Origin of the sequence: Providencia sp. Me31A (assembly GCF_050487165.1) — a bacterium.
Classification (GTDB): Bacteria; Pseudomonadota; Gammaproteobacteria; order Enterobacterales; family Enterobacteriaceae; genus Providencia.
In genome coordinates, this window is sequence record NZ_JBKQGZ010000035.1 from 18877 (window position 1) to 30870 (window position 11994).

An 11994-nucleotide genomic window follows, 5' to 3' on the forward strand; every position below is an offset into this window, starting at 1 on the left:
TTTCGTTTTTTTTAGGACTGTTGGAGAAAGAAAATGGCTAGATATTTGGGTCCTAAGCTCAAGCTGAGCCGTCGCGAAGGAACAGACCTCTTTCTGAAGTCTGGTGTTCGCGCGATTGACACCAAGTGTAAATTAGAACAGGCTCCAGGCCAGCACGGTGCGCGTAAACCGCGTCTGTCTGACTATGGTGTCCAGTTACGTGAAAAACAAAAAGTTCGTCGTATCTACGGTGTTCTGGAACGTCAATTCCGTAACTATTACAAAGAAGCAACACGTCTGAAAGGCAACACAGGTGAAAACCTGCTGACTTTGCTGGAAGGCCGTCTTGATAACGTCGTTTACCGTATGGGCTTTGGCGCAACTCGCGCAGAAGCACGTCAAATGGTTAGCCACAAAGCTATCATGGTAAATGGTCGCGTAGTTAATATCGCTTCTTATCAGGTTTCCCCGAATGACGTTATCAGCGTTCGTGAGAAAGCTAAAAAACAGTCTCGTATTAAGGCTGCTTTAGAGCTGGCTGAACAGCGTGAGAAGCCAACTTGGCTGGAAGTTGATGCTGCTAAAATGGAAGGTGTGTTCAAACGTATTCCTGAACGTACTGACTTGTCTGCGGACATTAACGAACACCTGATCGTCGAGCTTTACTCCAAGTAAAGCTTAGCACCAAAGAGAGGACACAATGCAGGGTTCTGTGACAGAGTTTCTAAAACCGCGCCTGGTAGATATCGAGCAAGTGAGTTCGACGCACGCTAAGGTGACCCTTGAGCCTTTAGAGCGTGGCTTTGGCCATACTCTTGGTAACGCACTGCGCCGTATTCTGCTTTCGTCTATGCCGGGTTGTGCGGTGACAGAGGTTGAGATTGATGGTGTACTGCATGAGTACAGCACCAAAGAAGGTGTACAGGAAGATATCCTGGAGATTCTCCTCAACCTGAAAGGGCTGGCGGTAAAAGTTCAGGGGAAAGATGAAGTTATTTTAACCTTGAATAAATCTGGCATTGGCCCTGTGACTGCAGCCGACATCATCCATGATGGTGATGTCGAAATCGTCAAGCCACAGCACATCATCTGCCACCTGACTGACGAAAGCGCATCTATTAATATGCGAATTAAAGTACAGCGTGGTCGTGGTTATGTGCCGGCTTCTGCCCGAGTTCATTCGGAAGAAGATGAGCGCCCAATCGGTCGTTTGTTAGTCGATGCTTGCTACAGCCCAGTGGAGCGTATTGCCTACAATGTTGAAGCAGCTCGTGTTGAGCAACGTACTGACTTGGATAAGTTAGTTATCGAAATGGAAACTAACGGTACAATCGATCCTGAAGAGGCGATTCGCCGTGCAGCTACCATTCTGGCTGAACAACTTGAAGCTTTTGTTGATTTACGTGATGTACGTCAACCAGAAGTTAAAGAAGAGAAACCAGAATTCGATCCTATCTTACTGCGCCCAGTTGACGATCTGGAATTGACTGTCCGCTCTGCTAACTGCCTCAAAGCAGAAGCTATCCACTACATCGGTGATCTGGTACAGCGTACAGAAGTTGAGTTGCTTAAAACACCTAATCTTGGTAAGAAATCTCTTACTGAAATTAAGGACGTCTTGGCATCTCGTGGTCTTTCTCTAGGTATGCGCTTAGAAAATTGGCCACCAGCAAGTATTGCTGATGATTAAGATCACAGGTTAAGGTTTTACTGAGAAGGATAAGGTCATGCGCCATCGTAAGAGTGGTCGTCAATTGAACCGCAACAGCAGCCACCGCCAAGCTATGTTCCGTAATATGGCAGGTTCTTTAGTTCGTCATGAAATCATCAAGACGACTTTGCCTAAAGCGAAAGAACTGCGTCGCGTCGTTGAGCCGCTGATTACTCTTGCCAAGACCGACAGCGTAGCTAATCGTCGTCTGGCATTCGCACGTACTCGTGATAACGAGATCGTTGCAAAATTATTTAATGAACTGGGACCTCGTTTCGCAGCTCGTGCAGGTGGTTACACTCGTATTCTTAAGTGTGGCTACCGTACAGGCGACAACGCTCCGATGGCTTACATCGAGCTTGTTGACCGTGCTGTCGAGTCTCAAGAAGCAGCAGCAGAGTAATCTGTCGTCGCTTTCAAGAAAACCGGGTATTTACCCGGTTTTTTTGTATGTGTGATTCATACCCTGTGAAAGTGAATTTCTGCCTCTTTAATTTTTTGTCATTTACCCTTATTTATTAGCTGAGTGGTATTTATGAGTATGTATAAAATTGGTGAAATTGCTAAGTTGGCCGATGTAACCCCTGATACAATCCGTTTTTATGAAAAACAAGGTTTAATGGGGCATAAGGTAAGAACAGAGGGTGGGTATCGTTTATTTACCGAGCAAGATTTACAGCGTTTACGTTTCATTAGATACGCTAAACAATTAGGCTTTACCCTAGAAGCGATCACTGAGCTACTTTCAATTCGTGTTGATCCTGAGCATCATACATGTCAGGAATCAAAACAAATTGTTGATATCAGATTACTTGAAGTTGAAAAAAAGATACAAGAGCTTATTATTATGCGCGATTCTTTGAAGATGCTGAGTTCAGCATGTTGTGGTGAGGAGCATGCTACGACTTACTGTTCTATCATGGAAATATTAGAAAAGGGTGCCTCTAAGGTCTATTAATTATATGAAGGTATATTATGAGTAAATATCAACATAAACGTGGTGAAATAAAAGATAATGCAATTGAAGCATTGCTTCATGATCCGCTATTTCGTCAGAGAATTGAAAAAAATAAAAAAGGGAAAGGTAGCTACACAAGGAAAGGTAAAAATAATAAATCAACTAACTGGGAGGCCAGTGGTAATAAGTTTATTTACTTATTACCACTGGCTTTTTAGTTATTTTTTATTTTGTTCTTTTAATAAATCACGAATTTCTGATAATAAAACTTCTTCTTTTGATGGCGGTACAGGTTTGGCTGGGGCTGCTTCTTTTTCACGTCGAACTTTATTCATGACTTTAATAGCCATGAAGATAGCAAAGGCAACGATGATAAAGTCAAAAACGGTCTGTATAAACATACCGTAATTAAGTACTACAGCGGGTAAATCTCCTTGAGCCTCTTTTAGTACAATGCTAAAGGATTTAAAATCAACACCTCCGATTAGCAAGCCTAATGGTGGCATGATTATATCGGCAACTAGTGAAGAAACAATTTTACCAAACGCAGCACCAATAATAATACCGACAGCCATATCCACTACGTTGCCTTTCATGGCAAACTCGCGAAAATCTTTTAAAAAACTCATTGATGACCCCTTAACAAATAAGTCAATTGAAACAAAGTGTGTATTAGGTTATCAAAGTATAATAGTTAGGATTATTAAGCTGCAAATATTTACTAAATTTTTTAAGTTTATAAAAAGAATGGACTTGGTTGGAATAATTTTTCCACATCAGGAACATATTTTTTATCAGTAATAAACATAATGACATGATCACCTTGTTCAATAATATTATAGTCACTAGCGATAATAACTTCGTCTTCACGGACAATCGCTCCGATAATTGTGCCTGGAGGAAGTTTTATTTCTGATATTTTTTTACCTACAACTTTTGATGTATTTTCATCACCATGTGCAATCGCTTCAATAGCTTCAGCGACTCCCCTTCTTAAGGATGAAACACTAACGATGTCTGCTTTTCTTACATGGCTTAATAAGGCCGAAATAGTAGCTTGCTGTGGAGATATTGCAATATCAATCACTCCACCCTGAACTAACTCAACGTAAGCTGACCGTTGAATAAGTACCATAGCTTTTTTCGTCCCCATTTTTTTTGCCAGCATTGCAGACATAATATTAGCTTCATCATCATTAGTAAGAGCAATAAATACATCCATTTGCTCAATATGTTCTTCTGTTAGTAATTCTTGGTCAGATGCATCACCATAAAAAACGATAGTATCATGTAGTAATTCAGCAAGTTCTGTCGCACGTTGCTGATTCCTTTCAATTAATTTCACACTATAGTCTTTTTCAAGTCTTTTAGCTAAACCTGCACCAACGTTACCTCCACCAACAATCATTAACCGCTTATAGGGTTTTTCCAGTCTTTGTAGCTCACTCATGACTGCTCTGATATGTTGTGTTGACGCAACGAAAAATACTTCATCACCGGCTTCTATAATGGTTGAGCCTTGTGGGCGGATTGGTCTATCTTGACGAAATATAGCCACAACACGAGTATCAATATGTGGCATGTGTTCACGTAAGCTAGACAATGCATTACCAACAAGGGAACCACCGTAATAGGCTTTTACTGCAACAATGCTGACTTTACCTTCTGCAAAGTTGACAACTTGAAGCGCACCAGGGTATTGAATTAGTTTATAGATGTAGTCAATGACTAGTTGTTCTGGTGATATTAAATAATCGATGGGGATCTGTTCAGGTAAAAAAAGCTTATCGGCTTCACGAATATACTCAGTCGCCCTAATACGTGCAATTTTATTGGGTGTATTGAATAGGCTATATGCAATTTGGCATGCAATCATATTTGTTTCATCGGAGTTAGTGACTGCGACTAACATGTCTGCATCTTCAGCACCAGCATCACGAAGAACTCGAGGATGAGAACCATGACCATTAACGACCCGCAGATCAAATTGATCTTGTAGTTGACGTAGGCGATCCCCATCCGTATCTACGACTGTAATATCGTTGTTCTCATCAACTAAATTTTCAGCAAGTGTGCCACCAACTTGCCCAGCACCTAGAATAATGATCTTCATTGCATATTCCTATATTAGGTAATTAACTACTTATTATTGTGTTTGCTTAATTAAACGTGCATAAAAGAAGCCATCACCACCATCGGTACTTGGCACTACCTGTAATCCTGCTTTAGTTCCATCATTTAGGCATGCATCGGTATGTTTAGCTAGAAAATTTTGTATTTGTTCACTATTTTCTTCAGGCATAATCGAGCAAGTTGCATATAGTAAAGTTCCACCTGGTTTTAAGTAAGCCCAGATAGCTTCCAATATTTGAGATTGTAATTGTGCAAGCTCATTGATATCAGTATCACGACGTAACCATTTGATATCAGGATGACGTCTGATTACCCCAGTTGCAGAACACGGTGCATCTAATAATATACGGTCAAATTGCTGTTCTTTTGCCCATTTCTCTGGTTGAGTGCCATCACCTTGAACAACAGTTGCATGTTGTTTCAGTCGTATTAGGTTTTCTTTGACTCTTTTTAGACGTGTATCATCGATATCTACTGCAAGCACGTTTGCTTTAGGCGCTAGTTCTAAAATGTGGGTTGTTTTTCCACCCGGGGCAGCACATAAATCGAGGATATATTCGTCATTTTTGGGTTGTAATAGCTCGGCACAGCCTTGTGCAGACACGTCTTGTACAGTACACCAGCCCTCATCAAACCCAGGTAGTTTTGAAACAGAAGTGGGCTCATTTAAACGGATCGCGCTGGGATGCTCTGAATGTAAGCTAGCGTCGATATTAGCTTGCTTGAGTAAATCAAGATATTCAGCTGCGGTATGATGTTGTGAATTAACTCTCAGCCACATTGGTGGGCGTTGATTATTCGCATTGGCGATTGATTGCCATTCTTTAGGATAGGCACTTTGTAAACGTTTTAATAGCCAACTTGGATGTAAATATTGGCTATTATTGTTAGTTATACGTTCTTCTAACTGTGTTTGTTGTCGCTGGAATGAGCGTAAAACCCCGTTAATTAGTCCTTTCAGCTGTGGACGCTTTAATGCAACAGCTCCATTTACTGTTTCTGCTAATGCTGCATGCGCTGGTATTCGAGTATAAAGAAGTTGATAAATGCCAACCATAATGAGGTAATGAAGTGTTCTCTGCTTACCCGTTAACGGTTTTTCCATAAGTTGGCTAATGAACCATTCTAGCTTAGGTAAGTAGCGCAGGACGCCAAAACAAATTTCTTGTAAAAGGGGTTTATCTTTGTCATTGATATTGCGTTGTAAATCGGGTAACACAGTACTTAAGGATTGTCCATTATCAAGAACTTGACTGATAGCTGTTGCTGCGATGCTTCGCAAATTATATGTATTTTTCATAAGTGAAGGCGAATTTAGTAGTTACTGAAATAAAACTGCCTGAAGGTATCAGGCAGTTTGCAGATTAATCTATAATTTGCTCTGGAATAAACCATTCACGGCGGGAGTTTAGTAAATCTTGAGCGCTCATTGCCTTTTTACCCGGTGGCTGTAATTGAGTGATATTTAGTATTCCATTCCCTGTAGCAATGCTTATTCCTTTTTTATCAGCCCTAATAATTGTTCCTGGTTGCTTGTCATGAGGTTCAGTGATTACTTCGGCTTGCCATACCTTTATCAGTTGTTCCTGAACTATAAAGTAACTCATAGGCCAAGGATTGAAAGCGCGAATGCAACGTTCGATTTGATTAGCATCTTGTTGCCAATCAATGCGAGCTTCTTCTTTTGATAATTTTTCAGCATAATTGGCTAAAGAATCATCTTGCTTTTCTGGATGGCATTGCCCCGAGGACAGCATATTGACAGTATGGATCAACGCTTGAGGGCCAGTGATTGCTAACTTTTCATATAATGTAGCGCTAGTATCGTTAGAGCCAATAGGGCAAATCGCTTTATAAAGCATATCGCCTGTATCTAAACCCGCATCCATTTGCATAATAGTGACCCCAGTTTCTGCATCACCAGCCCAAATAGAGCGTTGAATAGGAGCCGCTCCTCGCCAGCGAGGTAATAAAGAGCCATGAACATTCAAACAGCCTAGGCGAGGAATATCTAAAACCGTTTGTGGCAGGATCAGCCCGTAGGCAACGACTATCATTAGATCCGCATTTTTTTCTTTAATCCATTGCTGATTTTCAGTGTCTCGAAGTGATACTGGTTGAAAAACAGGAAGGTCGTGCGCTTCTGCTAGGACTTTAACGGGACTCTGAGTGAGCTTCTTCCCTCTACCTGCCGGTTTATCGTGGCGAGTAAGTACCCCAACGATTTGATGTTCTGTCTCTAAAAGAGCAGCTAAATGCTTCGCTGCAAAATCTGGAGTACCCGCAAAGATAATTCGCAATGGTTTTGACACGTTAATATCCCTGTTAATATTTACCATACTAGTTATTTTTAGCTTCTTTAGCTCTGAGCCTATCCAACTTCTCAACCTTCTGGCGGATACGTTGGCGTTTCAATGGCGATAAATAGTCAACAAATAGCTTACCAACAAGGTGGTCCATTTCATGTTGAATGCAGATAGCTAATAATCCATCTGCTTCAAGTTCAAAAGGCTCCCCGTTATAGTCAAGAGCCTTAACTTTCACTTGCTCTGCTCGCGGAACAAAACCATGTTGTTCTGGAATAGAAAGGCAGCCCTCTTCGATACCAGTCTCACCTGATTTATCTAACAATTCAGGATTAATAAATACAAGGCGTTCGTCACGAGTTTCAGAAACATCAATAACGATAATACGTTGATGGATATCAACCTGTGTTGCAGCAAGCCCGATACCTTCTTCTTCATACATGGTATCGAACATATCATTAACGATACGTTGAATAGATGCATCAACTTTTTCGACTGGCTTAGCAATTGTGCGTAAGCGTTCGTCAGGATAATGTAACACGTTTAAGACTGACATAAATTTTTCGAGCGGTTTCCAAAATGTGAATGGGAATTAATGACTATTCTAGACATTTCTCAGCCATATTGACAGTATTGGTTATGATTTGTTCACGGAAGAACGTATTCGCGAATCTAATATAGTCAGGATGACAAAATGAATATTGAAGAAATCTGGCTGAGGATGTCACAGGTAAAAAAGTTGCCAGCTCAGCGTACAGTAAAAATAGTTAACACGTTGTCACAGTTAGATAGGATAAATGCTCAAGCGTTACAAGGCTGTGGTATGAATGAAATACAGCAGTTGCAATTCTTGCATGTTCCAATGAATAGAATAGAACAAGTACAGAAATGGCTTACTGAAAAAAATAATCAATTGATTACTTTTATTGATCCTAACTATCCTTGTTTATTAAAACAGATTTATTATCCACCTCTTTTGCTTTTTGTGAGAGGTAAAAGAGAATTATTGAGAACACAGCAGATCGCAGTGATTGGTAGCAGGCAAGCGAGCGAATATGGACGCAAATGGACCAACATATTTGTTAAAGACTTTGTACAGCATGGAATAACAATTACAAGTGGGCTCGCGCTCGGAATTGATGGGATAAGTCACAAAGCCGCACTTGATAATAATGGTAAAACCATCGCTGTATTAGGAAGTGGCCTAGATAATGTCTATCCTAAACAGCATTATGAACTAGCAGAGCGAATTAAAGTTAATGGGGCTATAATTTCTGAGTATTGGCCAAATATACCTCCATTACCCAAGCAATTTCCTAAGCGTAATCGTATCATTAGTGGGATCAGTAAAGCAGTTGTAGTGATAGAGGCTGGAATGAAAAGTGGTTCATTGATAACTGCTCGATATGCAATTGAACAAAATCGTGACCTTTTCACGCTCCCTGCTCCGTTAGGTAATTCTGGATTTTGTGGAAACCATTGGTTATTGCAACAAGGGGCTTATTTATTAATGGAGCCTGATGATGTTTTACAGCATATAGCCGGTGGACTGAACTGGATGCAAACAGAGCTACCCATAGAAGAAAGCTCACCTACATTAAATGTGGTAGAAAATAAAATTTTGGGTATGGTGGGGTATCATGCTACACCAGTAGATGTAATTGCAGAGCAAGTTCAGATGCCTGTTGCCCAAGTTATGACTATATTAACTGAAATGGAAATCAATGGTGTAATTAGCTCAACCGCTGGTGGGTATATTAGATTAAATTAGCTTTATCGGCTAAAATGAACAATAAGAGAATAACATGTCGAAACAGCTGCCTTTTGATACAGAAAAAACCGAATATTGTCCTGAATGTGAATCCTTGTTAGTGATCCGAAATAGTACACATGGGCTTTTCTTGGGTTGTTCTAGTTATCCACAATGTCATTACATGCGGCCACTTAGGCCAACAGTTGAAAGCCATATTATTAAAATTTTAGATGGTCAATATTGCCCAAAATGTAACCATGATTTGGTACTGAAGCAAGGCAGATTTGGCATGTTCATTGGTTGTAGCAATTATCCTGAATGTGAACATATTGAGTCGATTGATAAACCGGATGAAACCAAAGTACCATGCCCGCAATGTCAAAAAGGAAATTTGTTGCAAAGGAAGTCTCGTTTCGGAAAGACTTTTTATGCATGTGACAATTACCCTAACTGTCAGTTTATACTAAATAATAAGCCAATTACGGGTAAATGTATGTACTGTGAGTATCCATTATTGATGGAAAAAAAGGGGGGGCAGGGAGTAAAATTATATTGTGCCAGTAAGCGTTGCGGTAAGCAACAAGACGAATAATGAGTTAAAACTATGCCAAAGAAATCTACACCTGCAATTGAAAGTATCATTGTTGCATTACAACAAGGGGAAGTTATTGCTTATCCAACAGAAGCTGTTTTTGGGCTTGGTTGTGACCCGGATAGCGAAATGGCTGTCAGTAATTTATTGAAATTAAAGCAACGATCTTGGGAGAAAGGTTTAATTCTAATTGCGGATAGTTACGAACAACTAAAAAACTATGTTGATGATAAGCAGTTAACAGAAGAGCAAAAGCAAGCAATGTTTGCAACATGGCCAGGGCCTGTTACATGGGTTATCCCTGCTAAAGTTTCAACACCCAAATGGTTGACGGGTCAATTTGATACGCTGGCAGTACGTGTGACAGATCATGAACTAGTAAAAAGTTTATGTCGGCAATATGGTAAGCCATTGGTATCAACAAGTGCGAATCTAAGTGGGTTAGATCCATGCAGAACGACGAATGAAGTTATTGCTCAATTTAATGGAAGTGTACCCGTTCTGGATGGAGTCGTTGGTGGCCGTCTGAACCCGTCTGAAATTAGAGATGCTAAAACGGGTCAACTATATCGTAAAGGATAATATTCATGGAAATGTTTGCGGTTTTTGGGAACCCTATTCAGCACAGTAAGTCCCCCTTTATACATAGAATGTTTGCGGAGCAAACAGGTATCTCTCTTAAATATGAAAAAATTTTAGCCCCCGTTGAAAGCTTTGAGCAAAGCTTAGTCAATTTTTTTTCTGAGGGAGGAAAAGGCGCAAACATTACTCTACCTTTTAAAGAAAGAGCATTCCAAGCTGTTACTGAGCTAACAGAGAGAGCACAAATCTGCGGTGCAGTTAATACAGTTCTGAGGCTTAATGATAATCGATTACTCGGTGATAACACTGATGGAATGGGATTACTATTAGACCTTCAACGTTTAGGGTTTATTCAATCTGATAGTAGAATATTAATTATTGGTGCTGGTGGAGCAACTCGAGGAGCATTACTTCCCCTTTTGGAATATGGGTGTAGCATCACTTTAACCAATAGAACATTCGCTAAAGCTGAAGTTCTTGTTAATGAATTCTCGTCCCTAGGTAAAATAATAGGGCGAGAGATCGAAAAGATCACCTCTCCAGACTTTGATCTAATTATTAATGCGACTTCGTCAGGTGTTAGCGGTGAGATCCCTGCAATCAATCCACTTGTGTTTACTAATAAAGCTGCTTGCTATGACATGTTTTATCAGCCTACATTAACGCCATTCTTATCTTTCGCAAGAGAGCATCAGGTGACAAAGCTTGCAGATGGATTAGGTATGTTAGTGGGGCAAGCTGCATTTTCATTTAAATTATGGCATGGCATTCTTCCTGAAGTTGAGCCTGTTTTATCCGCGTTATATAAGGAATTAAAAGGGTGAATCAGCAAATTCAATTTCCTGATAGGGAAGAATGGGATGAGTCAACGGGCGAGATCCGCTTTCCGGTATTGATTGGTGGCATGCTAGCAGAGTGCGTAGTCTCTCAAACTCTTATATCCCAACGTTATGGTACTCAGGAAAACGTATTGAGCTTATTTCAATACAACAGATGGGATATAGAAGAAGAATTTGAAGCCCTGATTGAACAAGGCTCTGATAATGAATGCGGTATTTATGTATTACCCGCAAACAAATAGTTATTTTTCCATTCAACGTAATTGTTTGCAGAATAACGTAAATGTTTAAGTTCAGCATCAGTCAATTTTCTAATGGCTTTTGCTGGGCTACCTACATATAAATAACCCGACTCTAATTTTTTTCCTTGGGTTACCAAGCTGTTTGCACCAACGATAACATCATCTTCAATGATTGCTCCATCGATCACGATGGAACCCATTCCAACTAAAACTCTATTACCGATAGTACAACCATGTAACATGACTTTATGACCAACGGTGACATCTTCACCGATGAGTAGCGGGTTGCCATCAGGGTTATTGTTTGATTTATGAGTGACATGTAAAACAGAGCCATCTTGAATATTAGTTCGAGCGCCAATAGATATATGATTTACATCACCACGTAAAACTGAAAGTGGCCAAATACTAACATCATCAGCTAAACGTACATCTCCAATCACTACCGCAGAAGGGTCAACAAAGACCCGTGATTGAAGTGAAGGGTAAATACCTAAATAAGGACGTAAAAGTTTGTTCATATATAAGCAGCCATCAAAAAGAATATAAAAAAACAAATATAGTAGTAAGCCATATACTCCATAAGTACCAAGAGGGTGGGACTACAGGTGGAAAATAGCTTTATTTATGACCATTGTGAAGGCAAAAAACACAGAGTGGTGATTTTATCCGCAAACGGCATTTTTTTTAAAAAAAAAGGTTGTGTAATTCTAATAGCTCCCTATAATGCGCATCCGTTGTCACGACAAACCGGCTCGAAGAAAACCTTGAGGCCCCGTGATAACAGAGGTGAGAAAGAAAAAGTTAAAAATAAACGCTTGACTTTCTAAATAAAAAACGTATTATACGACACCTCGCGACAACGACCTAAGTTAATAAAAACTGAGTCGAATTTCCAA

General features: G+C 40.0%; 16 protein-coding genes. 10 read left to right on the top strand and 6 right to left on the bottom strand.

Annotated features, from left to right (window positions below):
• Positions 1–33 precede the first annotated feature (33 nt).
• The 5 genes from rpsD to ACLPIE_RS20985 all read left to right on the top strand — a co-directional run bounded on the left by rpsD (position 34) and on the right by ACLPIE_RS20985 (position 2866).
• Positions 34–654, top strand: coding sequence for a 30S ribosomal protein S4 (gene rpsD, locus ACLPIE_RS20965; RefSeq protein WP_004265487.1), 621 nt, complete (start codon positions 34–36; stop codon positions 652–654).
• 25 nt (positions 655–679) lie between these two features.
• Positions 680–1669 (top strand): DNA-directed RNA polymerase subunit alpha, encoded by a 990-nt coding sequence (locus tag ACLPIE_RS20970; RefSeq protein WP_004265491.1) that lies wholly within the window; start codon positions 680–682, stop codon positions 1667–1669.
• 37 nt (positions 1670–1706) lie between these two features.
• The gene (rplQ, locus tag ACLPIE_RS20975; RefSeq protein WP_004907152.1) at positions 1707–2093 is read left to right on the top strand and encodes a 50S ribosomal protein L17; all 387 of its coding nucleotides are present in this window, start codon (positions 1707–1709) and stop codon (positions 2091–2093) included.
• 138 nt (positions 2094–2231) lie between these two features.
• A complete protein-coding gene (gene zntR / locus ACLPIE_RS20980) occupies positions 2232–2648 on the top strand; it encodes a Zn(2+)-responsive transcriptional regulator (RefSeq protein WP_430263627.1) in 417 nt (138 codons plus the stop codon).
• A gap of 17 nt (positions 2649–2665) precedes the next feature.
• The gene (locus tag ACLPIE_RS20985) at positions 2666–2866 is read left to right on the top strand and encodes an alternative ribosome-rescue factor A (protein ID WP_430263615.1); all 201 of its coding nucleotides are present in this window, start codon (positions 2666–2668) and stop codon (positions 2864–2866) included.
• Here ACLPIE_RS20985 and mscL read toward each other — a convergent pair whose 3' ends face one another.
• From mscL to def, 5 genes are all read right to left on the bottom strand, one after another.
• Positions 2867–3277, bottom strand: a complete 411-nt coding sequence (gene mscL / locus ACLPIE_RS20990) for a large-conductance mechanosensitive channel protein MscL (protein ID WP_430263616.1) — start codon at positions 3275–3277, stop codon at positions 2867–2869.
• Positions 3278–3384: 107 nt separating this feature from the next.
• The gene (trkA, locus tag ACLPIE_RS20995; protein WP_430263617.1) at positions 3385–4761 is read right to left on the bottom strand and encodes a Trk system potassium transporter TrkA; all 1377 of its coding nucleotides are present in this window, start codon (positions 4759–4761) and stop codon (positions 3385–3387) included.
• 33 nt (positions 4762–4794) lie between these two features.
• Positions 4795–6081 carry a 16S rRNA (cytosine(967)-C(5))-methyltransferase RsmB gene (gene rsmB, locus ACLPIE_RS21000; protein WP_430263618.1) on the bottom strand — a complete coding sequence of 429 codons (1287 nt, stop codon included), beginning with the start codon at positions 6079–6081 and terminating at the stop codon, positions 4795–4797.
• A gap of 64 nt (positions 6082–6145) precedes the next feature.
• The gene (gene fmt, locus ACLPIE_RS21005) at positions 6146–7093 is read right to left on the bottom strand and encodes a methionyl-tRNA formyltransferase (protein ID WP_430263619.1); all 948 of its coding nucleotides are present in this window, start codon (positions 7091–7093) and stop codon (positions 6146–6148) included.
• A gap of 28 nt (positions 7094–7121) precedes the next feature.
• Complete coding sequence (def, locus tag ACLPIE_RS21010; protein WP_430263620.1) at positions 7122–7643, bottom strand: peptide deformylase; 522 nt, start codon at positions 7641–7643, stop codon at positions 7122–7124.
• A 138-nt stretch (positions 7644–7781) separates the two neighbouring features.
• Here def and dprA point away from each other — a divergent pair, with 138 nt between their 5' ends.
• Genes dprA through ACLPIE_RS21035 form a run of 5 tightly spaced genes read left to right on the top strand, consistent with a single transcriptional unit; the run spans position 7782 to position 11095 of the window.
• The gene (dprA, locus tag ACLPIE_RS21015) at positions 7782–8858 is read left to right on the top strand and encodes a DNA-processing protein DprA (protein WP_430263621.1); all 1077 of its coding nucleotides are present in this window, start codon (positions 7782–7784) and stop codon (positions 8856–8858) included.
• A gap of 34 nt (positions 8859–8892) precedes the next feature.
• Positions 8893–9432, top strand: coding sequence for a DNA topoisomerase family protein (locus ACLPIE_RS21020; RefSeq protein ID WP_430263622.1), 540 nt, complete (start codon positions 8893–8895; stop codon positions 9430–9432).
• Positions 9433–9444: 12 nt separating this feature from the next.
• On the top strand, positions 9445–10014 hold the full coding sequence (gene tsaC / locus ACLPIE_RS21025) for an L-threonylcarbamoyladenylate synthase type 1 TsaC (RefSeq protein WP_430263623.1): 570 nt from the start codon (positions 9445–9447) through the stop codon (positions 10012–10014).
• 5 nt (positions 10015–10019) lie between these two features.
• Positions 10020–10838 carry a shikimate dehydrogenase gene (gene aroE / locus ACLPIE_RS21030; RefSeq protein ID WP_430263624.1) on the top strand — a complete coding sequence of 273 codons (819 nt, stop codon included), beginning with the start codon at positions 10020–10022 and terminating at the stop codon, positions 10836–10838.
• On the top strand, positions 10835–11095 hold the full coding sequence (locus ACLPIE_RS21035) for a DUF1488 family protein (RefSeq protein WP_430263625.1): 261 nt from the start codon (positions 10835–10837) through the stop codon (positions 11093–11095). The genes aroE and ACLPIE_RS21035 overlap by 4 nt, the downstream gene beginning before the upstream one ends.
• Here the strand turns inward: ACLPIE_RS21035 and ACLPIE_RS21040 are convergent.
• A complete protein-coding gene (locus tag ACLPIE_RS21040) occupies positions 11071–11616 on the bottom strand; it encodes a gamma carbonic anhydrase family protein (RefSeq protein ID WP_430263626.1) in 546 nt (181 codons plus the stop codon). The two genes, ACLPIE_RS21035 and ACLPIE_RS21040, sit on opposite strands and share 25 nt — an antisense overlap.
• Positions 11617–11994: the final 378 nt, after the last annotated feature.

Coding starts and splice junctions, on each gene's coding strand:
- rpsD (WP_004265487.1), top strand. CDS start 34: ATGGCTAGATATTTGGGTCCTAAGCTCAAGCTGAGCCGTCGCGAAGGA.
- ACLPIE_RS20970 (WP_004265491.1), top strand. CDS start 680: ATGCAGGGTTCTGTGACAGAGTTTCTAAAACCGCGCCTGGTAGATATC.
- rplQ (WP_004907152.1), top strand. CDS start 1,707: ATGCGCCATCGTAAGAGTGGTCGTCAATTGAACCGCAACAGCAGCCAC.
- zntR (WP_430263627.1), top strand. CDS start 2,232: ATGTATAAAATTGGTGAAATTGCTAAGTTGGCCGATGTAACCCCTGAT.
- ACLPIE_RS20985 (WP_430263615.1), top strand. CDS start 2,666: ATGAGTAAATATCAACATAAACGTGGTGAAATAAAAGATAATGCAATT.
- mscL (WP_430263616.1), bottom strand. CDS start 3,277: ATGAGTTTTTTAAAAGATTTTCGCGAGTTTGCCATGAAAGGCAACGTA.
- trkA (WP_430263617.1), bottom strand. CDS start 4,761: ATGAAGATCATTATTCTAGGTGCTGGGCAAGTTGGTGGCACACTTGCT.
- rsmB (WP_430263618.1), bottom strand. CDS start 6,081: ATGAAAAATACATATAATTTGCGAAGCATCGCAGCAACAGCTATCAGT.
- def (WP_430263620.1), bottom strand. CDS start 7,643: ATGTCAGTCTTAAACGTGTTACATTATCCTGACGAACGCTTACGCACA.
- dprA (WP_430263621.1), top strand. CDS start 7,782: ATGAATATTGAAGAAATCTGGCTGAGGATGTCACAGGTAAAAAAGTTG.
- ACLPIE_RS21020 (WP_430263622.1), top strand. CDS start 8,893: ATGTCGAAACAGCTGCCTTTTGATACAGAAAAAACCGAATATTGTCCT.
- tsaC (WP_430263623.1), top strand. CDS start 9,445: ATGCCAAAGAAATCTACACCTGCAATTGAAAGTATCATTGTTGCATTA.
- aroE (WP_430263624.1), top strand. CDS start 10,020: ATGGAAATGTTTGCGGTTTTTGGGAACCCTATTCAGCACAGTAAGTCC.
- ACLPIE_RS21040 (WP_430263626.1), bottom strand. CDS start 11,616: ATGAACAAACTTTTACGTCCTTATTTAGGTATTTACCCTTCACTTCAA.